The 20864-nt window shown below is 54.5% G+C and carries 23 protein-coding genes; 11 read left to right on the forward strand and 12 right to left on the reverse strand.

Annotation, left to right across the window (positions count from 1 at the left end):
• Positions 1–28: 28 nt before the first annotated feature.
• From deoR to EKN38_RS05710, 3 genes are all read right to left on the reverse strand, one after another.
• Positions 29–787, reverse strand: a complete 759-nt coding sequence (deoR, locus tag EKN38_RS05700) for a DNA-binding transcriptional repressor DeoR (RefSeq protein ID WP_013097425.1) — start codon at positions 785–787, stop codon at positions 29–31.
• A gap of 67 nt (positions 788–854) precedes the next feature.
• A complete protein-coding gene (ybjG, locus tag EKN38_RS05705; protein WP_014831211.1) occupies positions 855–1463 on the reverse strand; it encodes an undecaprenyl-diphosphate phosphatase in 609 nt (202 codons plus the stop codon).
• A 7-nt stretch (positions 1464–1470) separates the two neighbouring features.
• Positions 1471–2199 carry a phosphatase PAP2 family protein gene (locus EKN38_RS05710; RefSeq protein WP_043951588.1) on the reverse strand — a complete coding sequence of 243 codons (729 nt, stop codon included), beginning with the start codon at positions 2197–2199 and terminating at the stop codon, positions 1471–1473.
• A 167-nt stretch (positions 2200–2366) separates the two neighbouring features.
• On the opposite strand from EKN38_RS05710, the gene EKN38_RS05715 reads away from it, so the two are divergent.
• The gene (locus tag EKN38_RS05715) at positions 2367–3599 is read left to right on the forward strand and encodes an MFS transporter (RefSeq protein WP_014831213.1); all 1233 of its coding nucleotides are present in this window, start codon (positions 2367–2369) and stop codon (positions 3597–3599) included.
• 57 nt (positions 3600–3656) lie between these two features.
• Here the strand turns inward: EKN38_RS05715 and EKN38_RS05720 are convergent, their stop codons facing one another.
• Positions 3657–4469 carry a Cof-type HAD-IIB family hydrolase gene (locus EKN38_RS05720; RefSeq protein WP_014831214.1) on the reverse strand — a complete coding sequence of 271 codons (813 nt, stop codon included), beginning with the start codon at positions 4467–4469 and terminating at the stop codon, positions 3657–3659.
• On the reverse strand, positions 4459–5673 hold the full coding sequence (locus EKN38_RS05725; protein ID WP_014831215.1) for an MFS transporter: 1215 nt from the start codon (positions 5671–5673) through the stop codon (positions 4459–4461). The genes EKN38_RS05720 and EKN38_RS05725 overlap by 11 nt, the downstream gene beginning before the upstream one ends.
• Before the next feature lie 82 nt (positions 5674–5755).
• On the opposite strand from EKN38_RS05725, the gene EKN38_RS05730 reads away from it, so the two are divergent.
• Positions 5756–6307, forward strand: a complete 552-nt coding sequence (locus tag EKN38_RS05730; RefSeq protein ID WP_126521795.1) for a TetR/AcrR family transcriptional regulator — start codon at positions 5756–5758, stop codon at positions 6305–6307.
• A gap of 15 nt (positions 6308–6322) precedes the next feature.
• Here EKN38_RS05730 and arsC read toward each other — a convergent pair whose 3' ends face one another.
• The 6 genes from arsC to EKN38_RS05760 all read right to left on the reverse strand — a co-directional run bounded on the left by arsC (position 6323) and on the right by EKN38_RS05760 (position 12394).
• Positions 6323–6754 carry a glutaredoxin-dependent arsenate reductase gene (gene arsC, locus EKN38_RS05735; protein WP_014831217.1) on the reverse strand — a complete coding sequence of 144 codons (432 nt, stop codon included), beginning with the start codon at positions 6752–6754 and terminating at the stop codon, positions 6323–6325.
• A 12-nt stretch (positions 6755–6766) separates the two neighbouring features.
• The gene (locus EKN38_RS05740) at positions 6767–8056 is read right to left on the reverse strand and encodes an arsenic transporter (RefSeq protein WP_014831218.1); all 1290 of its coding nucleotides are present in this window, start codon (positions 8054–8056) and stop codon (positions 6767–6769) included.
• Between the two features lie 35 nt (positions 8057–8091).
• Positions 8092–8412 (reverse strand): metalloregulator ArsR/SmtB family transcription factor, encoded by a 321-nt coding sequence (locus EKN38_RS05745; RefSeq protein WP_014831219.1) that lies wholly within the window; start codon positions 8410–8412, stop codon positions 8092–8094.
• Between the two features lie 313 nt (positions 8413–8725).
• Entirely contained in the window at positions 8726–9421 is a 696-nt protein-coding gene (locus tag EKN38_RS05750) for a DUF6216 family protein (protein ID WP_014831220.1), read from the reverse strand.
• A gap of 338 nt (positions 9422–9759) precedes the next feature.
• Complete coding sequence (locus tag EKN38_RS25945; RefSeq protein WP_014831221.1) at positions 9760–10362, reverse strand: GIY-YIG nuclease family protein; 603 nt, start codon at positions 10360–10362, stop codon at positions 9760–9762.
• Between the two features lie 346 nt (positions 10363–10708).
• Complete coding sequence (locus EKN38_RS05760) at positions 10709–12394, reverse strand: aspartate:alanine antiporter (protein WP_014831222.1); 1686 nt, start codon at positions 12392–12394, stop codon at positions 10709–10711.
• 274 nt (positions 12395–12668) lie between these two features.
• Here EKN38_RS05760 and EKN38_RS05765 point away from each other — a divergent pair, with 274 nt between their 5' ends.
• Positions 12669–13043 carry an inner membrane protein YbjM gene (locus EKN38_RS05765; RefSeq protein WP_014831223.1) on the forward strand — a complete coding sequence of 125 codons (375 nt, stop codon included), beginning with the start codon at positions 12669–12671 and terminating at the stop codon, positions 13041–13043.
• A 35-nt stretch (positions 13044–13078) separates the two neighbouring features.
• On the opposite strand, the gene EKN38_RS05770 is transcribed toward EKN38_RS05765, so the two are convergent.
• Positions 13079–13348 (reverse strand): GrxA family glutaredoxin, encoded by a 270-nt coding sequence (locus EKN38_RS05770; protein WP_006809455.1) that lies wholly within the window; start codon positions 13346–13348, stop codon positions 13079–13081.
• A gap of 184 nt (positions 13349–13532) precedes the next feature.
• On the opposite strand from EKN38_RS05770, the gene nfsA reads away from it, so the two are divergent.
• From nfsA to EKN38_RS05810, 8 genes are all read left to right on the forward strand, one after another.
• Entirely contained in the window at positions 13533–14255 is a 723-nt protein-coding gene (gene nfsA / locus EKN38_RS05775; protein WP_014831224.1) for a nitroreductase NfsA, read from the forward strand.
• A 51-nt stretch (positions 14256–14306) separates the two neighbouring features.
• On the forward strand, positions 14307–15209 hold the full coding sequence (gene rimK, locus EKN38_RS05780) for a 30S ribosomal protein S6--L-glutamate ligase (protein ID WP_014831225.1): 903 nt from the start codon (positions 14307–14309) through the stop codon (positions 15207–15209).
• A gap of 63 nt (positions 15210–15272) precedes the next feature.
• Positions 15273–15749: a YbjN domain-containing protein gene (locus EKN38_RS05785; RefSeq protein ID WP_003858385.1), complete on the forward strand. Its 477-nt coding sequence runs from the start codon at positions 15273–15275 to the stop codon at positions 15747–15749.
• Positions 15750–16100: 351 nt separating this feature from the next.
• The gene (potF, locus tag EKN38_RS05790) at positions 16101–17213 is read left to right on the forward strand and encodes a spermidine/putrescine ABC transporter substrate-binding protein PotF (RefSeq protein ID WP_014831227.1); all 1113 of its coding nucleotides are present in this window, start codon (positions 16101–16103) and stop codon (positions 17211–17213) included.
• Positions 17214–17356: 143 nt separating this feature from the next.
• Positions 17357–18490: a putrescine ABC transporter ATP-binding subunit PotG gene (potG, locus tag EKN38_RS05795; protein WP_014831228.1), complete on the forward strand. Its 1134-nt coding sequence runs from the start codon at positions 17357–17359 to the stop codon at positions 18488–18490.
• Positions 18491–18500: 10 nt separating this feature from the next.
• Positions 18501–19454, forward strand: coding sequence for a putrescine ABC transporter permease PotH (potH, locus tag EKN38_RS05800; RefSeq protein WP_014831229.1), 954 nt, complete (start codon positions 18501–18503; stop codon positions 19452–19454).
• Positions 19451–20296 carry a putrescine ABC transporter permease PotI gene (potI, locus tag EKN38_RS05805; protein WP_014831230.1) on the forward strand — a complete coding sequence of 282 codons (846 nt, stop codon included), beginning with the start codon at positions 19451–19453 and terminating at the stop codon, positions 20294–20296. The genes potH and potI overlap by 4 nt, the downstream gene beginning before the upstream one ends.
• A gap of 65 nt (positions 20297–20361) precedes the next feature.
• Positions 20362–20835: a YbjO family protein gene (locus EKN38_RS05810; RefSeq protein WP_014831231.1), complete on the forward strand. Its 474-nt coding sequence runs from the start codon at positions 20362–20364 to the stop codon at positions 20833–20835.
• Positions 20836–20864: the final 29 nt, after the last annotated feature.

Here is a 20864-nt window from a genome sequence, read left to right on the forward strand (position 1 = left end):
CGGGGTGAGGCATCAGACCGCACCCCTCTCAATACATCAACTTCACCTGCTGCGCCTTCGCGTAGGTCACGTATTCTTCATCCGGGCGGCAATCGCTGACGATGGCATTGAACTGTGCCAGCTCGCCCATCCGTGCCGGACGCACCTTGCCGAACTTGCTGTGATCCACCACCAGCACATGGTACTGCGCGGCGCTTAATGCCCAGTGTTTTACCGGCAACTCTTCCAGGTTAAAACAGGTTGCCCCCTGACGGGTACTGACGCCCGCCGCGGAGTAAAAGGCAATATCCGGGCACAGATTGCTGAGCGTATCCTGAAGATTGAGCGGCTTAAAAATGGCGTTACTGGCGTGGAATTCACCGCCACAGAGGATCACCCGGCACTCGGGTTTCTCCTGAAGGGCCAGGAAGGTGTTCAGCGAGTAGCACACGGCGGTAAAGGGGATACTGCTGTCGATGGCTTCGATTATCCACGGCGTGGTGGTGCCGCAGTCAAAAAACAGCGTCTGGTGGGGTTGTACCAGAGAGGCCGCCAGGCGTGCGGCTTTGCGTTTCTCTTCAACCAGGCGCGTCTTTTGATCGCTGATCAGATAATGACTGGCGCTACGCGGCTCCAGCACGATATAGCCGCCCAGCAGCACGACGGGCGCGCTCTCGCTGTTCAGGTCACGGCGAATGGTCATCTCTGAAACGCCGAGGAGGGTAGCGGCTTCCTTAAGATGAAGCTTATCACTGCGCTTCAGCGCCTGTATCAGCTGAGCTATGCGGTCATCGCGGCGTGTTTCCATAGATCCTCAGGATGAAAAAGTGAGCCCCCGCAGGGCGGGGGCTCAAGTGTAACCTGTCATACCGGGGTTAGTCACGTATCCAGCCTTTGCGGATCGGGATAGCGAAAAGGGTGCGATAGAGAGACGAGAGTCCGCGGTACAGCGCCAGCCCGAAGAGGTTCCACAGGATCGCCGCGCTGACGCAGCCGATCAGCCCCACCAGGAAGCCGCCAACCATATCCAGCGGCCAGTGTACACCCAGATACACGCGAGACCAGGCAATGGCGACCGCAATGGCCATCAGCAGTGCACCTGACCACAGGCGATGCCAGAACAGGAAGGCCAGCGCAAAAGCAAAGATCACCGTACCGTGATCGCTTGGGAACGAGTCATCCGGCGCGTGGTGCAGGAAGGTATAGCCGACGTGTTCGACAAAAGGACGATCGTGCGGGAAGGCGAGACCCAGAACATAGCTGACCAGCACGCTGACCCCGAGCGTCATCGCCACTTTGATCACCAGCTGACGCTGCGCGTTGACCTGGTTGCGCGGTCCCCACAGCCAGAGGATGGCCGCCAGCACCGGCACAATACTGATCAGATCTTTTGCCAGGAAAGTGGCCAGATCGATCATCCACTCAGGCGAGGCCGGGGTGGCGTTGATCAGATAAAACAGCTGGTAATTCAGATTCTCTAACATAGCGTTTTTACTCTTTAGCAAACCAGGCAGAAACGAGGCCGTAGACCGCTACCTGGGAAAACCAGACCCACCACCCAGCCCACAGGTTGTGAGAGAAAAAATGCGCCCCGCGCATGACCTGACCAAAGCCCATCGCCAGACCTAACACCACACCGAAGGCCACAAAGCCCCAGGCGAGACGCGGACGTTCGCGCCAGAAGGCAAAGAACAGACCCATCACCATAAAGCCGCTGGACGCATGGCCGCCGGGGAAGCAACGGCCCGGACCGCTGTCTGCCGGAGCGGAACTGAACAGGGGGTAAGAGACGGCCTTACCGCCATACTCCACCAGATCCCACGGGCAGCTGTGATGGCTCAGGCTTTTCAGCACGCCAACCACCAGCGTGCCAAGCCCCATCAGCAGTGCGGCTGTAACCAGTCTCGCATTGCGCTTCCAGGCACCGTAAAACAGCGCCCCAACCGCCATGGCGATGGCGAGGTACTTCGCCAGCCGGTGATTCAGCAGATCCAGCAGCGGGTTTTTCTGCAGCGGAAAACGGTGTGTTGCCGCGTCATACCAAAAGCCAGTGATCCATTTATCAAGCGTTTCGCCGCGAGAGAGCCAGGTAAACACCACGGCAAGGGCAATTAGCACTAAAAGCTGATAACCATAAAAGCGCACAGGCAAGCGGTAAAGTTGTTTTGTCTTATTTGTCGGTAACTTAGACAATTCTGAACGAGGGGATATGCGGGTCATAGAGTTGGTTAGCAGCGTGAAATATGGCTATCATATTGGTGTCAACTTAAGGAAACCTTAAACAACGACGATAAATGCTTTATTTCTGTTTCTTCTGGATAATTTGCTATCTCAGACAGCGGCAATTCATTACACTCATCGCGATTTTTTCATCATAAAGAGATTGCATGTTAAACCGTTCTTCTTCGGGTACGCGTCTGGGTCGTCAGGCGTTACTTTTCCCTCTGTGTCTGGTGCTTTACGAGTTCTCTACCTATATCGGCAACGATATGATCCAGCCCGGCATGCTGGCCGTGGTGGCGCAATACAACGCAGGTATTGAATGGGTGCCGACCTCCATGACCGCCTATCTGGCTGGCGGCATGTTTTTACAGTGGCTGTTAGGGCCGCTTTCGGATCGTATTGGCCGCCGTCCGGTGATGCTGACGGGCGTGGTGTGGTTTATCGTGACCTGTCTCGCCACGCTGTTGGCGCAAAACATTGAACAGTTCACCCTGCTGCGTTTCCTGCAGGGGGTCAGTCTGTGCTTTATCGGTGCCGTGGGGTATGCCGCCATTCAGGAGTCCTTTGAGGAGGCGGTGTGTATCAAAATCACCGCGCTGATGGCGAACGTGGCGCTGATTGCTCCGTTGCTGGGGCCGCTGGTGGGCGCCGCGTGGGTGCATGTGGCACCGTGGGAAGGCATGTTTGTGCTCTTCGCCGTGCTGGCCGCCATCGCGTTCTTTGGCCTGCACCGCGCAATGCCGGAAACGGCCACCCGACTGGGTGAGACGCTGTCGCTGAAAGAGCTGGGACGGGATTATAAAGCGGTGCTGAAAAACGGCCGCTTTGTGGCAGGCGCGCTGGCGACGGGCTTTGTTAGCCTGCCGCTGCTGGCGTGGATCGCCCAGTCACCGGTCATTATCATCAGCGGTGAACAGCTCAGCAGTTACGAGTACGGGCTGCTGCAGGTGCCGATTTTTGGCGCACTGATTATCGGTAATCTGGTGCTGGCGCGTCTGACGTCACGACGCACGGTGCGCTCGCTCATCATCATGGGCGGCTGGCCGATTGCGGCGGGCCTTACCGTGGCCGCGGTGGCGACGGTGGTATCATCTCATGCCTATCTGTGGATGACGGCGGGGTTGAGTATTTACGCCTTCGGTATTGGCGTGGCGAATGCGGGGCTGGTGCGTCTGACGCTCTTCGCCAGCGAAATGAGTAAAGGCACCGTTTCGGCGGCGATGGGTATGCTGCAGATGCTGATTTTTACCGTCGGGATCGAGGTGAGCAAGCACGCTTATGCGCTAGGCGGCAACGGTCTGTTCAGTCTGTTTAACCTCGCCAACGGCGTGCTGTGGGTTGTGCTGATGGTGATGTTCCTGAAAGACAAACGCGTCGGGAACGCCCTGCAGCCATAATTCTTATTCCCTCTCCCGGTGGGAGAGGGTCAGGGTGAGGGCACCAGACAGCACGTGTCAATTAAACGGTGCTTCTCTGTTGAGCACCTTATCAATCACATCCAGTACGCCTTCCTGGTTATTATGCGGCGCTTCAAAGCGGGCGGCCGCTTTAATATGCGGTCTGGCATTCGCCATCGCAAAGCTGAAGCCTGACTGGCGCAGCATCTCCACATCGTTCCCGCTGTCACCGAAAGCGACCACCTCGCTGTCGTCAATGCCCCAGCGCTGTTGCAGGATCCGCAGGCCGTTGGCTTTATGCACGCCGGGGATAATCAGGTCGATACTGCCGTGGCCGGTCGTGACGGGCACCATAATGTCGTTGAGTTTTTCGTGCAGCATGGCCTGAATGCGCGGGATTTCATCATCAGAAACGTTGAGCCCGAACTTGAAGAAAATATCGTTCAGGTTGTCGAAATCACTTACCATTTCGAGGCGATGATAGTACTTCGCGGCGATAGCTTTGAACTCATCGTCATAGGCTTTGAGCGTATAGGCGCTGCCTTTGCCGCAGGCGATAATCTCAATGCCGGGAACGTCGTTTAGCACGGCAGCAACGGTGTCGAAGTGCGTTTTCGACAGTTCACCGTTAAAGACATCTTCCCCGGCGCTGACCACCCAGCCACCGTTTTCGGCGACAAACGCAATCTCATGCGCAATCTCCGGGAAGAAGGAGATCAGCTGGTAATACTGGTTACCGCTGGCCACCACAAAGCGAATGCCTTGCTCCTTCATACGCGCATACTGCGCCAGAAAACGTTCGCGATTGTAGGTTTTCGCGTCGCTCAGGAAGGTGCCATCCATGTCGACTGCAATCAGTTTAACGCTCATATCCCTTCTCCAGTGTCGTTTGTTCTTTTTCCGGCTTCGCCACGGCGCGCGCCACCAGTGCGGCAATCATGACCAACCCTAACACCACCAGCATGGCCCTGCGCAGCCCGTAGTGCTCACCCAGGAAGCCCAGCAGCGGCGGCCCGACGAGGAAGGCCAGATAGCCTGTGGTCGCCACCACGCTGACGCGCGTCGGGGCATCCGGTCCGGTATCGCTGGCGGCGGAGATGGTCAACGGGAAGCCAAGTGAGGCACCCAGGCCCCAGAGGATCACTGATACGCCGGCAATCCAGTCCACATCCACGAAGATGATCATCGCAATGCCCAGCCCGCCGAGCAGGGCGCTGGCGCGCACCACCGCCACGCGGCTGTAGCGGTCGATAAACCAGCCGCCGGTAAAGCGTCCGACGGTCATCCCCAGCGTAAACCCGGCGTAGATCAGCGAGCCAGAGGTCGGGCTAAACCCGTGTCCGTCCACCATCAGCAGTGGCAGCCAGTCGTTGGCGGAGCCTTCGGCAAACGCCATCGCCAGCACCACCACGCCGATCAGCATCAGCTGGAAATCGCGGTAGAACGGCAGCCCTTTTTCCGCCGTTTTGTGTTCATCAGAGGTGTTCTTACCTGTGCCGTCCGGGATCGCCCGGATGCCGGTCAGCACCGGCACAACTGAGATCAGCGCGGCCAGCAGGATATGCAGATTCGCGCTCACGCCGGAGGCCGTCAGGGCCATGCCCACGCCCGCACCAGCCAGCGTGCCCAGGCTGTAAAAGCCATGCATCATGGGCAGCACGGTTTTATTCATCTCGCGCTCGACCGCAGCCCCTTCAACGTTAATGGCCACTTCCGCCGCGCCAAAGCTGCCGCCAAAGATCAACAGACCCAGGGCAAACAGGACCGGCGAGGCATACCACAGCGCCACGCTGAGCACCAGCATCCCCAGTATTGCGCAGCACATGGTGGTGCGGATCACTGCCCGGGTACCAAAGCGTTTCACCAGCCACGCCGAGCAGAGAATACCGCTCATTGATCCTATCGACAGGCCAAACAGCACAATGCCCATCTCAGCGGTGGAGACCGACAAAATGTCGCGGATCGCCGGGGTACGCGTGGCCCAGGACGCCATCAGCAGACCCGGAATAAAGAAGAACATGAAAAGCGCCCACATGCGCAACCGCAGGGCCTTACGGGATGAGGTCAGAGTCATTGAGATAAGCACCAGAAGCACAACAATAGCGACAACACTAGCAAGTTTGTGTACATTTGTACACAAATCAGATGAGGCATGTATGAGCAGACCACCAAACGACCCGCATCGCCGGGAGAAGATCCTGCAGGCGACGCTGGACACCATTGCTGAGCACGGGATCCATGCCGTGACGCACCGTAAAATCGCCAGCTGTGCCGGGGTTCCGCTGGGGTCGATGACCTACTATTTTGACGGCATGGAGTCGCTGCTGGAAGAGGCTTTCACGTGGTTTACCCGGCAGATGTCGCAGCAGTACCGTGATTTCTTCGCGGGGGTAACCAGCCCGGAGATGGCGTGTGAATCTATCAACACGCTGATCCACAGCTCGCAGGTGACGACGCCGCACAACATGGCGCTGATGTATCAGCTCTACACTTTTATGCACCGCAGCGCAGCGCTGAAAACGGTGATGCAGGACTGGATGCAGATGAGCCAGACGACGCTTGAGCAGTGGTTCGACCCGGTCACCACCCGCGCGCTGGACGCCTTTATCGAAGGGATGACGCTGCACTTTGTCACCGACAGAGCGCCGCTAACGCGCGAGGAGATCCGGGCGATGGTGGGAAGGATTGCAGGCGAGGGGGACCGCTAGCCTGCAGGCCCGCCTCTATTTCTGAGTGATTTTTTTCCCGCTGGCATCCACGACGGCTTCACCGTCCTCTTTCGTAAAAGCCCCTTTCTGCACATCTGGCAGAATATCGAGGACCACTTCAGACGGGCGGCACAGGCGGGTGCCCAGCGGCGTCACCACAATCGGACGGTTAATCAGGATCGGGTATTGCAGCATGAAACCGATAAGCTGGTCGTCAGTGAATGTCTCTTCTGCCAGGCCCAGCTGTTCATAGGGCTCCACGTTTGTGCGCAGCAGCGCCCGCACCGAAATGCCCATGTCGGAAATCAGTTTGATCAGTTCATCGCGTGACGGCGGATTGTCCAGATACAGAATGATCTCTGGCTCGGTGCCGCTGTTGCGGATCATCTCCAGCGTGTTGCGCGAGGTGCCGCAGGCGGGATTGTGGTAAATGGTGATGTTGGTCATATCAGTGGCTCATTACAGTGTGAAGGAGAGACGTAACGCCAGCACGGCGAGCGTCACAAACAGAACCGGCAGCGTCATGATGATGCCCGTCCGGAAATAGTAACCCCAGGTAATGGTCATGTTTTTCTGCGCCAGCACGTGGAGCCAGAGCAGGGTGGCGAGACTACCGATAGGCGTGATTTTCGGCCCCAGATCGCAGCCAATCACGTTGGCATAAATCATCGCTTCCTTGATCAATCCTGTTGCCGTACTGCCATCAATAGAGAGCGCGCCAATCAGCACCGTGGGCATATTGTTCATTATGGATGACAGGAAAGCGGTGATGAACCCGGTTCCCAGGGTAGTCACCCATAAACCGTGGGTGGAGAGAGCATTCAGCACGCCTGAAAGGTATTCGGTTAACCCGGCGTTACGCAAACCGTAGACCACCAGATACATCCCCAGTGAGAAGATGACGATCTGCCACGGTGCGCCGCGCAGCACTTTTCCGGTATTAATCGCGTGTCCGCGTTTTGCAACGGCGAATAAAATCAGCGCGCCAGCTGTTGCAATGGCGCTGACCGGAATGCCGAGAGGCTCAAGCACAAAGAAGCCGACGAGAAGAAGCAGTAGCACTATCCAGCCCGTTCTGAACGTCGGGAGGTCGTGAATGGCCCGGGCAGGCTCACGGAGTTTCGCAAGATCATATTCCGGCGGAATTTCCTTGCGAAAGAACAGATGCAGCATCACCAGCGTGGCAGCAATCGCGGCGATATCAACCGGGATCATCACCGAGGCGTATTCGCCGAAGCCCAGTTTAAAGAAGTCTGCCGACACAATGTTGACCAGGTTCGACACAATCAGCGGCAGGCTGGCGGTATCGGCGATAAAACCTGCCGCCATCACAAACGCCAGTGTGGCCTGCTTGCTGAACCCCAGCGCCAGCAGCATGGCGATGACGATAGGTGTCAGGATCAACGCTGCACCGTCATTGGCAAACAGCGCCGCGACGGCCGCACCCAGCAGCACGATATAAGTAAACAGCAAACGCCCCCGACCGTTTCCCCAGCGGGCGACATGCAGCGCCGCCCACTCGAAAAAGCCGGACTCATCCAGCAGCAGGCTGATGATAATAACGGCGATAAACGTCGCCGTGGCATTCCAGACGATATTCCATACCACCGGAATATCGTTAAGGTGGATGACGCCGCTGGCCAGCGCCAGCCCGGCGCCAATTGTCGCGCTCCAGCCGATACTGAGCCCTTTGGGCTGCCAGATGACCAGTACCAGCGTAAACAGAAAAATTGCCCCTGCCAGAAACATCTTCTACTCCGTTATATCTGTTTTTGTGAATGTGTTTAACACAACCCTGGAAGGCTGTTTTTTAGCCTTGCACGCGTTTCTTCCCGCAGGCAGTTCCAGCTGTTATCGATGACGGTAGCTGCCCACGCAGGCATGTTCGGAGACAAACGGTAATAGACCCACTTCCCCTCACGACGGTCGATAACCAGCCCGGACTCACGAAGTAAGGCCATATGGCGCGAGACTTTCGGCTGTGACTCTGTGGTCGCGGAGCAGAGATCGCAGACGCATAGCTCGCCCGCTTCACGCAGAAGCATGACGATGGAGAGCCGCGTTTCGTCGGAGAGGGTTTTGAAAAGCTGGAGCGGGTGGAGCATGGTCGAACCCTGTGGATAGTTGATACATATTTGTTTAATCATATATGTTTGAGGCGGGGGAGGGAAGAGGGGGATTACTAAACGGGAATTCAATAGTTGGGATACTTTTTGCTGATGCTTAGTTCAGTTGTACGCAAGTAACGACGGACAGGTATTACATTTAGCTGTAATACCTGTCCTGGTTTATATCTGGCTACATCAGGCGAAAGATTTACCCTTTGTATGTTCATGCGGTTATGAGGTTATGCCGGACAGAAAGTTAGTAGATATTCTTAACAATGTTTTATGCAATAATAGTTACCTATAACCTAATTTATGTTAAGTACTGATAACTTCTTTCTATTTCTGAATTGTTAAATTTAGTAATTTTTTTATTTATATACAAATCAATAAACATGGCAGAACCTAGCATAAAGAAAAATAGTAATGTTAGGTAAGCAATCGGAATTAAAACCATCAACCCGAGTGCATTTTTATTGGCGGCTTTATTTAATGCTTCTTTCTTTTTGGGGTCAAGCATGTAGCTACAGATAAAATCTTTAGTGGCTTGCTTTATAAAAGTTATTTTTGCTAAAGACTTACTATCAAGACATGTATCAGGGGATATGTTCCATTCAGGTTTATTTGGTTTATTCTTGGCTTCATTCACCTTTATCCAAAACGAATCATTCGTTTCTTTGTGTTTATAATCAATCCATTGTATTGGCCCTTGTTGAACAATATTGGTGAATTGGTATAAACCGATAATCGATATCACTATAACTACAGAGCCAAATATTGCGAGGAAAATTTTGTTGTGTTTAGTATAGGGCTTAGTACTTTGTTTGTACTTGCAGAGGCTTAGTCTGATTAAGGGTTTCGCTATGCTGATTTTAGATACTAAAAAATCTTCATCAGGATGAGATTTATTTAACCACAACCAAAAAGAAGAAACCCCACCCGCAAGCCATTTAAATATTATTCCGCCAATTGCTGTGGCTAAGAATGCATTTATTTTATCGAATTCCATTCAGATATCCTTCTTACTTAAATTTTGATGGATGCAATAATCAGAGATTACACAATAACGCATCATTTGGCATAAAATTACGATAATGTAGCGAAAAAAAAGTGCAATTAATAGAAATCATTCGCCTTATCACCGACCTGTTCCGCACCTGTATCCACTGTAAGCAACTAGGTCGCACATTAACATTAGCTGTCAGGGTTTCTGTGAAGCCAAAGAATGATACAGACAGTGCACTAATGTTAAGTTAGGGCATAAGTTTGTTATTTCGTTGGCAAAAATGTCGCACCATCTTATCCGAAGGGAATGCAGGAACGATTAGCTTACTGATTCTGTCCCACTTACGTCGGTGCCATTAATCTTCTTCTCAACCCCCTTTCATCAGCAATCTCCATCAATCTTGCCTCGGCAGCAGCCAGCCTCCGCATTTCCGAAAGCGTAATTTTAAATTCATGAGCATTCCCCTGAATGTTTAATGGAAGGGGAATAGATGCGATCAGTTTATCCTCAATCTCCCAGGGCGCTTCGACAGGTATCCAGTGAACCCTGGCATTCTTTTCCATCCAGACATCAAGCCACTGCTCGCCAGGATGAGTAAATGTCATTCTGGATCCAGAGCCCACACGGCGCAGCGGAAAGCCACTAGAACTACTCAATAACACACCCAGCGTGCGCCTGAGCGTTGAGCCAGCAGCATTGCCGCTATAGTGCGTTTTGATACGTTTCCTTAAGTTCGAACGGCTGTTAGGTTTCCCTCGCTGGTCGGGTGAGATACCCACATACAGCAGTGTGTAGCCGTCAGAGGTAACGCACCCCTCTGTCGGTACACCTGGAGGAATTTCCTTAAACCACCAGAAGTAGATGCCATTTACTGGCGGAACTGGTGATGGTTTGCTCATCACTTCCGTTCTGCTGTAGATTCTCTCGGGATAAAAAACGAACATGCGGCTTTCCTTGCTGATCTTTTTACTGATTTTATTCTTTTGCTGGCAGGGGACGATGATTTTTCATGAGGAAGGGACAAAAAAAATTAAATGGGATGCTGATTTTGATCAGACGGATTTTCCGAAATCTTCTGATATCAGAAAACGTGATTGTAAGTAGCTGTTTTTAAGAGTCATAGAATTTCAGACAACAAAAAACCCATCAACCTTGAACCAAAACGGCGGGGTTGATGGGCTCCACAAATTGGGGACATCAAAGAAAAGCAGTGGCACTAGTTATGACTGCCCCCTGATAAAAAAGTTCTGCGCGTAACAAAAATTTTTTCGTTACGCGCAAAGTTAAGAGTTATCCGAGTCCAGGCCAGATGATAATAATCAGCGTACCTGCCAGCGTAAGCAGTACGTTCGCGATAGCGTAGGTGCCCGCATAACCCAGCGCCGGGATGTTGCTGCGGGCAGTATCGCTGATGATTTCCATTGCCGGCGCACAGGTACGCGCACCCATCATGGCTCCGAAGAGCAGGGCGCGGTTCATGCGCAGCACATAGGCACCGAACAAGAAACAGATCACCACCGGTACCAGGCTGACGATAAGTCCGGAAACCAACATTTGCCAGCCAACGGCGCCCAGGCTGTGGCCAATGCCGCTACCGGCGCTTAAGCCGACACCCGCCATAAAGACCATCAGACCGAACTCTTTCACCATGTTCAGCGCGCCCTGCGGAATGTAGCCGAAGGTTGGGTGGTTCGCTCGCAGGAAGCCCAGCATGATCCCGGCAAACAGCAGCCCGGCGGCGTTACCGATGCCAAAGCTAAAGTTGCTGAACTGGAAGGTGATCATCCCAATCATCAGGCCAACAATAAAGAAGGCACAGAAGGCCAGCAGGTCGGTGACTTGGCTGTGAATGGAGATAAAGCCGATACGGTCGGCGACGGTTTTCACGCGGCGAGCGTCGCCGCTGACCTGTAACACGTCACCTTTATTCAGGACGACGTTGTCGTCGATAGGCATCTCAATCTGGCTGCGGATCACGCGGTTCAGGAAGCAACCGTGGTCGGTAAGCTTCAGTTGCGCCAGACGGCGGCCGACGGCGTTATGGTTTTTCACCACAATCTCTTCGGTAACGATACGCATGTCGAGCAGGTCGCGGTCGAAGACCTCTTTACCGTTACGGAAGCTTGGGTCGAGCCGCGCGTGGGCATCCGGGTAACCCACCAGGGCGATGTCGTCGCCCATCTGCAGTACCGCGTCGCCGTCCGGGTTCGCCAGGATGCCGTTACGGCGGATACGTTCGATATAGCAACCCGTCTGGCGGTAAATCCCCAGCTCGCGCAGATTTTTGCCGTCCGCCCACGCAACCAGCTCTGGCCCGACGCGATAAGCGCGGATCACCGGCAGATAGACTTTTCGTTTGGAGTCCGTGTCCAGACCGCGCTCGCGGGCGATTTGCTGGGCGCTGGTCTGCAGATCCTGATGCTGAAGTTTCGGCAGATAGCGTGCGCCCACAATCAGGCTCACCAGACCAATCAAATAGGTCAGGGCATAGCCCAGGCTCAGGTGATCGAGTGCGGTAGAAAGCTGTGACCCGGCCATGCCGGAATGGCGCAGGGTATCGCCCGCACCCACCAGAACCGGCGTCGAGGTCATGGAGCCAGCCAGCATACCGGCCGTTAATCCAATATCCCAGCCAAACAGTTTACCCAGCCCTAACGCGATCAGCAGCGCACTGCCGACCATCACCAGCGCCAGCATCAGATAATTTTTGCCGTCGCGGAAGAAAATGGAAAAAAAGTTAGGACCCGCTTCCACACCAACACAAAAAATAAACAGCATAAAACCTAAGTTAAGCGCGTCCGTGTTAATGCTGAAATGCTGCTGACCTAATAATAAGGAGACGACTAAAACGCCAATGGAATTACCAAGTTGAACCGAACCCAGGCGCAATTTACCCAGGCAAAGGCCCAGCGCCAGTACCACAAATAATAACAGGATGTAATTCCCATTTAACAAGTCTGCGACGTTTATATTCACGGAGGCTAACTTCTTGTTTACCAGTAAGTTGTTGAATGAAAGGACATTTTGGGCTACTGTTTTCTGGGTCAGGGAACGCGTCTAACACTCCCTGTTTCCTGATTTATTCCCTAAAACATTAGCTGGCCGATAGTTTAATCGTATTAGCTACTGACAGCTACCTATTATCGCATAACCCTGTGCGGGCTTTGGCAAGGATTGCCGCATTGCTTTATCTGACCGGGCGTCCACTGGACGAAGCTGTATTTGATAGAGATGAAGTCAGGAGGATAGTTTGAACATTAAACGGAACTGGGCGGGGGTGATCAGCTGCTTTTTGCTGTTTATCGTCGTGTGCATGTCGCTCGCTTTTAATGTGAAAGGAGCGTTCAGAGCTGCCGGTCACCCGGAGCTGGGGCTGCTCTTTTTTACCCTGCCGGGAGCGGCAGCCAGTTTTCTCTCCCGTAAAGGGGAGGTGGTCAAGCCGCTTATCGGCGCAATGCTGGCGGCGCCGCTATGTCTGCTGCTGATGCGGTTACTGTACGTATCGACGAGAAGTTTCTGGCAGGAACTGGCGTGGCTGTTGAGTGCCGTGTTCTGGTGCGCGCTTGGCGCGCTGTGCTTTTTATTTGTGCAAAGCGTGATAAACCACCGCAGGCACCACAAATAAAAACGCCCTCGTGCTGAGGGCGTCTTAACGTCACATTACTGAGCGGCAAACAGGCCCAGATGTTCTTTGGCGTAGGCTTCAAAATCAGTGCAGCCGCCAATGTGTTTCTGATCGAGGAAAATCTGCGGTACGGTTTCAACCGGTTTACCCACGGTTTTTTCCAGATCGGCTTTGGTGATGCCTTCGGCGTGGATATCCACATAGCGGAAGTTAAAGTCATCACGCTCTTCAGTCAGTTTCTCTGCCAGCTCTTTTGCGCGCACACAGTAAGGGCATCCTGGACGACCAAAAATTACTGCAAACATTTCTCTCTCCTCAAAAAACAAGCCTGACGGCGAATGACAGGTATAGTGCACCATAACCTGCCGTCATAAAAGTAGGTTTCGCCTGTCGCTTTAATACCCTTGAGCTATGTTTCGCCAATTACATGCCGTGCATCATTGCCTATACTGGCTGCCACATGTGTTAAGCAAGACAAAGAGAGAGACGATGACGCCAACTATTGACCTGCTCCGTTCCCACCGTTCCATCCGCCACTTCACCGATGAGCCCATCACCGAGGCGCAGCGTGAAGCCATTATCGACAGCGCCAGAGCCACCTCCAGTTCCAGCTTCCTGCAGTGCAGTTCAATTATTCGCATTACCGACAAGGCCATGCGCGAGCAGCTGGTGACGCTCACGGGCGGCCAGAAGCATGTGGCGCAGGCCGCCGAGTTCTGGGTCTTCTGCGCTGACTTTAACCGCCACCTGCAAATTTGCCCTGAAGCCGAGCTGGGGCTGGCGGAACAGCTGCTGCTGGGCGTGGTCGATACCGCGCTGATGGCGCAAAATGCCTTTACGGCGGCGGAATCACTGGGATTAGGCGGCGTGTATATCGGCGGGTTGCGTAACAATATTGAAAGCGTAACCGAACTGCTGAAGCTGCCGAAACACGTTCTGCCTCTGTTCGGCCTCTGCCTCGGCTGGCCGGCTGACAACCCGGATCTCAAGCCGCGTCTGCCTGCGGCGATGCTGGTCCATGAAAACCACTATCAGCCGGTCGACCAGGAGGTTCTGAATCAATACGATGAAGAGCTGGCGCATTACTACATGACGCGCGGTAGCAATAACCGCCGCGATACCTGGAGCGACCACATCCGCCGCACCATCATTAAAGAAAATCGCCCGTTTATTCTCGATTATCTGCATAAACAGGGCTGGGCGACGCGATAGTCCATTCGGTATGATACGCAGGCTTTTCCCATGTCTTTAGAGAGGTGCAGGGTGAAAATTGCCATTTTGTCCCGGGATGGAACGCTCTATTCATGCAAACGCCTGCGAGAAGCGGCGGCAAAACGCGGACATCAGGTTGAAATCCTCGACCCGATGTCCTGCTATATGAACATTGACCCCGCGGCTTCCTCGATTCATTACAAAGGCCGCAAGCTGCCGCATTTTGATGCGGTGATCCCCCGCATCGGCTCGCAGATCACCTATTACGGTACGGCCGCGCTGCGCCAGTTTGAAATGCTGGGCAGCTATCCTCTCAACGAATCTGTCGCCATTTCCCGCGCCCGGGATAAGCTGCGTTCGCTGCAACTGCTTGCCCGCCAGGGTATCGATCTCCCGGTCACCGGAATAGCCCACTCCCCGGACGACACCAGCGATCTGATCGACATGGTCGGCGGCGCGCCGCTGGTCATCAAACTGGTGGAAGGCACGCAGGGCATTGGCGTGGTATTGGCAGAGACGCGACAGGCGGCGGAGAGCGTGATTGACGCCTTTCGCGGCCTGAATGCGCATATCCTGGTCCAGGAGTATATCGAAGAAGCCAAAGGGCGCGACATCCGCTGTTTTGTCGTGGGCAATGAGGTGGTGGCCGCGATTGAACGCCAGGCGAAAGAGGGTGACTTCCGCTCCAACCTCCACCGTGGGGGCGTTGCACGGGTCGCGACGATCAGCGATCGCGAGCGGGAAATAGCGGTAAAGGCCGCGCAAACGCTGGGGCTGGATGTGGCGGGTGTGGATCTTCTGCGTGCGACACGCGGGCCGCTGGTGATGGAAGTGAATGCCTCGCCCGGGCTGGAAGGCGTAGAAAAAACCACCGGTGTCGATATTGCAGGTAAAATGATCGCATGGATTGAGCGTCATGCCACCCCGGGCTACTGTCTTAAAACGGGTGGTTAAATGGATTACCGCGCACTTTTTGAGTACCCTATGCGAAGTTTTTACTAAAGAGGCTCCACCGCGATGGATTTACAGGTCGTTCCTACACTGGATACGTTACGTCAATGGCTTGATGATGCCGGGATCACCTTCTTTGAATGTGATTCCTGCCAGGCGCTGCATCTGCCTCACATGCAGAATTTCGATGGTATTTTTGATGCCAAAATCGATCTCATTAACGACGTGATCCTCTTCTCTGCGCTGGCAGAAGTTAAGCCGTCTGCGCTGCTGGCGCTGGCCTCTGACCTCTCTGCTATCAACGCCAGTTCTTTGACGGTGAAAGCATTCCTCGATATACAGGATGATAATCTGCCAAAACTGGTCGTTTGCCAGTCTTTGTTCTCCGGCGCTGGCCTCTCCTTCAAGCAGTTCGCCTGGTTTATGCGTTTGAGTGAAGAGCAAATTTCGATGGTAATGATGGAAGCCAATGCACATCATTTGCTGTACAGCGCGGAAGACGATGCAGAGAATAATGATGCATCTCCCAATTTTCTTCACTAAGCCTGTCTGACTTTTGCGCAGTCGCTGCCAGAGCGGCTGCATAACGCCATTTTTTCTGCTGCTTTTAACCTTTCTTTAAAGAATTTTTCACCTCCTCAAAGGCCATTTCGGCTTATCACGTAGACATAACCTGCATAAAAAATTGATAAAAGGCGTTTTTTCGTCTGGGCTATAGCCGGAGACACGGGCTACAGTTATTCTTGCGATGCTTAAAAAAGCGAGCGGATCCTGCCGGGTAAAGAGGTTTCTTTTTATTTTGAGCAGAGCGACAAACTATGCATGATTTTTGCATATATCCAGATTGCACAGTTTTAGTTCGTTTGTTAACGAGCTTTCAGAAGGAATAACACTATGATCGCCTTGAATAAAAAATGGTTATCGGGTCTGGTTGCGGGTGCTCTGATGGCCGTCTCTGCCGGCACGCTCGCTGCGGAACAAAAAACGCTGCATGTCTATAACTGGTCTGACTATATTGCACCGGACACGGTGGCTAATTTTGAAAAAGAGACCGGTATTAAAGTGGTCTATGACGTGTTCGATTCCAACGAAGTGCTGGAAGGCAAACTGATGGCAGGCAGCACCGGTTTTGACCTGGTGGTACCGTCCGCAAGTTTCCTTGAGCGTCAGCTGACCGCAGGCGTTTTCCAGCCGCTGGACAAGAGCAAATTACCAAACTGGAAAAACCTCGACCCGGAAGTGCTGAAGCTGGTGGCCAAGCATGACCCGGAGAACAAATACGCTATGCCGTATCTGTGGGCGACCACCGGTATTGGCTTCAACGTGGATAAAGTCAAAGCGGCGCTGGGCCCGGACGTCAAGCTGGACAGCTGGGACGTGGTGCTGAAGCCGGAAAACCTCGCGAAGCTGAAAAGCTGCGGCGTCTCCTTCCTGGATGCCCCGGAAGAGATTTTTGCCACCGTGCTGAACTATCTCGGCAAAGATCCGAACAGCAACAAGGCGGATGACTACACTGGCCCGGCGACCGACCTGCTGCTGAAGCTGCGTCCGAATATCCGTTACTTCCACTCTTCACAGTACATTAACGACCTGGCTAACGGCGACATCTGCGTGGCAATTGGCTGGGCAGGGGACGTCTGGCAGGCGGCTAACCGTGCGAAAGAGGCGAAAAACGGCGTGAATGTCTCCTACTTCATTCCTAAAGAGGGGGCGCTGGCCTTCTTTGATGTCTTCGCCATGCCTGCCGATGCGAAAAACAAAGACGAAGCGTATCAGTTCCTTAACTACCTGATGCGTCCGGAAGTGATTGCCCATATCAGCGACCATGTCTACTACGCCAACGGTAACAAGGCCTCTTTGCCACTTATCAGCGAAGAGATCCGTAAAAATCCGGCTATCTATCCGCCAGCGGATGTGTTTGCCAAACTGTTCACCCTGAAAGTTCAGGATCCAAAAATTGACCGTGTACGCACCCGTGCGTGGACCAAGGTGAAAAGCGGTAAATAACGGCGTTTGGTAACGTTGCCCGGTGGCGCTATCGCCTACCGGGCCTACGCAACCCGTAGGCCGGGCAAGCGTTCGCGCCGCCCGGCGATGCGCACCCTGACGGTGCGTTTGCACCAGTTTTGATCTATGCCGGAGAACACCCCGTGAATGACGCGATCCCCCGCCCGCAGGCGAAAGTCCGTAAAGCGCTGACCCCGCTACTTGAAATTCGTAACCTCACCAAATCTTTCGATGGCCAGCATGCCGTGGACGACGTCAGCCTGACTATCTATAAAGGCGAAATATTTGCCCTTCTGGGGGCGTCTGGCTGCGGTAAATCAACCTTGCTGCGCATGCTGGCCGGGTTTGAACAACCGACCGCCGGGCAGATTGTGCTGGATGGTGTGGATCTCTCCAGTGTACCGCCGTATCAGCGTCCGATTAACATGATGTTCCAGTCTTACGCGCTGTTCCCCCACATGACGGTGGAGCAGAACATCGCGTTTGGCCTGAAGCAGGACAAGCTGCCAAAAGCCGAAATCACCGCGCGCGTGGCCGAGATGCTAAATCTGGTCCATATGCAGGAGTTCGCGAAGCGTAAACCGCACCAGCTTTCCGGCGGCCAGCGTCAGCGCGTGGCGCTGGCCCGAAGCCTGGCGAAGCGCCCGAAACTGCTGCTGCTTGATGAGCCGATGGGTGCCCTGGATAAAAAACTGCGCGATCGTATGCAGCTCGAAGTGGTGGATATCCTCGAGCGCGTGGGCGTGACCTGCGTGATGGTCACCCACGACCAGGAAGAGGCCATGACCATGGCCGGGCGTATCGCGATCATGAACCGCGGTAAGTTCGTGCAGATTGGCGAGCCGGAAGAGATTTATGAACACCCGACCACCCGTTACAGCGCGGAGTTCATCGGCTCGGTGAATGTCTTCGAAGGGCTGCTGAAAGCGCGTGAAGAAGACGGGCTGATCATTGAATCGCCAGGGCTGCAGCATCCGCTGAAGGTCGATCCGGATAACTCCGTGGTGGACAACGTGCCGGTCTATATCGCCCTGCGTCCGGAGAAGATCATGCTCTGTGAAGACCCTCCGACCGATGGCTTTAACTTTGCCGTGGGCGAAGTGGTGCACATTGCCTACCTGGGCGATCTCTCTATCTACCATGTCCGTCTGAAGAGCGGGCAGATGCTCAGCGCCCAGCTGCAAAACGAACATCGCTACCGTAAAGGACTGCCGACCTGGGGCGACGAAGTGCGTCTGTGCTGGGATGCGGACAGTTGTGTTGTGCTGACGGTTTAAGGAGCGGCCAATGAGTACACTTGAACCGCCAGCCCGCGTCAAAAAACCGGGCGGTTTTGCCCACTGGCTGGCGCGCATGCAGATGAACCACGGCCGTAAGCTGGTGATCGCCATGCCGTATATCTGGCTGATCCTGCTGTTCCTGCTGCCGTTCCTGATCGTTTTCAAGATAAGCCTGGCGGAAATGGCGCGGGCCATCCCACCGTATACCAACCTGCTGGACTGGGCCGACGGTCAGCTGACGCTGACGCTAAATGTTGGCAACTTCCTGCAGCTGACGGAGGATCCGCTCTATTTCGAGGCCTATCTGCAGTCGCTGCAGGTGGCGGCGATCTCCACGCTCTGCTGTCTGCTGATGGGCTACCCGCTGGCATGGGCGGTGGCGCACAGTAAGCCCTCGACGCGCAACATTCTGCTGCTGCTGGTGATCCTGCCGTCGTGGACCTCGTTCCTGATCCGCGTCTACGCGTGGATGGGGATCCTGAAAAATAACGGGGTGCTGAATAACTTCCTGATGTGGTTAGGGGTTATCGATCAGCCGCTGACGATCCTGCATACCAATCTCGCGGTCTATATCGGGATTGTGTACGCCTATCTGCCGTTTATGGTACTGCCGATCTATACGGCGCTGACGCGTATCGACTACTCGCTGGTGGAAGCCTCGCTGGATCTGGGCGCCCGTCCGCTGAAGACCTTCTTCAGCGTGATTGTGCCGCTGACCAAAGGCGGGATTATCGCCGGGTCGATGCTGGTGTTTATTCCGGCGGTGGGGGAGTTTGTGATCCCGGAACTGCTCGGCGGTCCGGACAGCATCATGATTGGCCGCGTGTTGTGGCAGGAGTTCTTTAATAACCGCGACTGGCCGGTGGCCTCTGCAGTGGCGATCGTGATGTTGCTGCTGCTGATCGTGCCGATCATGTGGTTCCACAAGCATCAGCAGAAACAGATGGGAGATCACGGATGAACAACTTACCGGTAGTGCGCTCTCCGTGGCGAATTGCGATCCTGGTGATCGGCTTTACCTTCCTGTATGCGCCGATGCTGATGCTGGTGATCTACTCCTTCAACAGCTCCAAACTGGTCACCGTATGGGCTGGCTGGTCGACGCGCTGGTACAGCGAGCTGTTCCACGACGATGCGATGATGAGCGCGGTGGGGCTGAGCCTGACCATCGCAGCGCTGGCGGCCACAATGGCCGTAGTGCTGGGGACCATCGCCGCGCTGGTGATGGTGCGCTTTGGACGTTTTCGTGGTTCGAACGGCTTTGCCTTTATGATCACCGCGCCGCTGGTGATGCCGGACGTGATCACCGGTCTGTCGCTGCTGCTGCTGTTTGTGGCACTGGCGCATGCCATTGGCTGGCCGGCGGATCGCGGCATGCTCACCATCTGGCTGGCGCATGTGACCTTCTGTACCGCGTACGTGGCGGTGGTCATCTCCTCGCGTCTGCGCGAGCTGGATCGCTCCATTGAAGAGGCGGCGATGGATCTCGGTGCGACGCCGGTGAAGGTCTTTTTCATCATTACGCTGCCGATGATTATGCCGGCGGTGATCTCCGGCTGGCTGCTGGCCTTTACCCTGTCGCTCGACGATCTGGTGATCGCCAGCTTTGTCTCCGGGCCAGGGGCGACGACGCTGCCAATGCTGGTTTTCTCCAGCGTGCGCATGGGGGTGAACCCGGAGATCAATGCCCTGGCGTCGATTATCCTCGGCGTGGTCGGAATTGTCGGATTTATCGCCTGGTATTTGATGGCGCGCGCGGAAAAGCAGCGCGTGCGCGATATCCAGCGTGCAAGACGCGGCTGAAGGAATTATTATTTCCAGTGATGTGCCGCGCATGACGCGGCACTGTTTTTCAGGGAAGTAAAACATTGGGATTATTAAAAAAATCACGTCTTACGCACGCTCGTCCAAACGTTCCTGCGCTGGTGCAGGTGGCGGCGCTCGCTATTATTATGATCCGCTGTCTTGATGTTCTGATGATCCTCAACACCCTGGGGGCGCGCGGCATCGGTGAGTTCATTCACCGCAGCGTGCAAACCTGGAACCTGACGCTGGTTTTCCTCAGCAGCCTTGTGCTGGTGTTTATCGAAATCTACTGCGCGTTTTCGCTTGTTAAAGGGCGCAACTGGGCGCGCTGGATCTATCTGCTGACGCAGGTGATTGCGGCGGGTTATCTGTGGGCCGCCTCGCTGGGCTACGGCTACCCTGAGCTGTTCAGCATCGCGGGCGAATCGAAACGCGAGATCCTGCGCTCGCTGTTTATGCAAAAACTGCCAGATCTGCTGGTGCTCTGCCTGCTCTTTGTTCCTGCGTCCAGCCGACGGTTCTTCCGCCTGCAATAATGTGTATAATCGCAGCCCTCGTTATTCTT

Origin of the sequence: Enterobacter sp. WCHEn045836 (assembly GCF_003965585.1) — a bacterium.
GTDB classification, from domain to species: domain Bacteria; phylum Pseudomonadota; class Gammaproteobacteria; order Enterobacterales; family Enterobacteriaceae; genus Enterobacter; species Enterobacter dissolvens.

What these genes read in the sequence shown, in the direction of transcription:
- ybjG (WP_014831211.1), bottom strand. Translation starts at nt 1,463, where the DNA reads ATGTTAGAGAATCTGAATTACCAGCTGTTTTATCTGATCAACGCCACC.
- potI (WP_014831230.1), top strand. Translation starts at nt 19,451, where the DNA reads ATGAACAACTTACCGGTAGTGCGCTCTCCGTGGCGAATTGCGATCCTG.
- EKN38_RS05745 (WP_014831219.1), bottom strand. Translation starts at nt 8,412, where the DNA reads ATGCTCCACCCGCTCCAGCTTTTCAAAACCCTCTCCGACGAAACGCGG.
- EKN38_RS05710 (WP_043951588.1), bottom strand. Translation starts at nt 2,199, where the DNA reads ATGACCCGCATATCCCCTCGTTCAGAATTGTCTAAGTTACCGACAAAT.
- nfsA (WP_014831224.1), top strand. Translation starts at nt 13,533, where the DNA reads ATGACGCCAACTATTGACCTGCTCCGTTCCCACCGTTCCATCCGCCAC.
- arsC (WP_014831217.1), bottom strand. Translation starts at nt 6,754, where the DNA reads ATGACCAACATCACCATTTACCACAATCCCGCCTGCGGCACCTCGCGC.
- EKN38_RS05715 (WP_014831213.1), top strand. Translation starts at nt 2,367, where the DNA reads ATGTTAAACCGTTCTTCTTCGGGTACGCGTCTGGGTCGTCAGGCGTTA.
- EKN38_RS05740 (WP_014831218.1), bottom strand. Translation starts at nt 8,056, where the DNA reads ATGTTTCTGGCAGGGGCAATTTTTCTGTTTACGCTGGTACTGGTCATC.
- EKN38_RS05785 (WP_003858385.1), top strand. Translation starts at nt 15,273, where the DNA reads ATGGATTTACAGGTCGTTCCTACACTGGATACGTTACGTCAATGGCTT.
- EKN38_RS25945 (WP_014831221.1), bottom strand. Translation starts at nt 10,362, where the DNA reads ATGTTCGTTTTTTATCCCGAGAGAATCTACAGCAGAACGGAAGTGATG.
- EKN38_RS05730 (WP_126521795.1), top strand. Translation starts at nt 5,756, where the DNA reads ATGAGCAGACCACCAAACGACCCGCATCGCCGGGAGAAGATCCTGCAG.
- EKN38_RS05750 (WP_014831220.1), bottom strand. Translation starts at nt 9,421, where the DNA reads ATGGAATTCGATAAAATAAATGCATTCTTAGCCACAGCAATTGGCGGA.
- EKN38_RS05720 (WP_014831214.1), bottom strand. Translation starts at nt 4,469, where the DNA reads ATGAGCGTTAAACTGATTGCAGTCGACATGGATGGCACCTTCCTGAGC.
- EKN38_RS05725 (WP_014831215.1), bottom strand. Translation starts at nt 5,673, where the DNA reads ATGACTCTGACCTCATCCCGTAAGGCCCTGCGGTTGCGCATGTGGGCG.
- deoR (WP_013097425.1), bottom strand. Translation starts at nt 787, where the DNA reads ATGGAAACACGCCGCGATGACCGCATAGCTCAGCTGATACAGGCGCTG.
- potH (WP_014831229.1), top strand. Translation starts at nt 18,501, where the DNA reads ATGAGTACACTTGAACCGCCAGCCCGCGTCAAAAAACCGGGCGGTTTT.
- EKN38_RS05770 (WP_006809455.1), bottom strand. Translation starts at nt 13,348, where the DNA reads ATGTTTGCAGTAATTTTTGGTCGTCCAGGATGCCCTTACTGTGTGCGC.
- potF (WP_014831227.1), top strand. Translation starts at nt 16,101, where the DNA reads ATGATCGCCTTGAATAAAAAATGGTTATCGGGTCTGGTTGCGGGTGCT.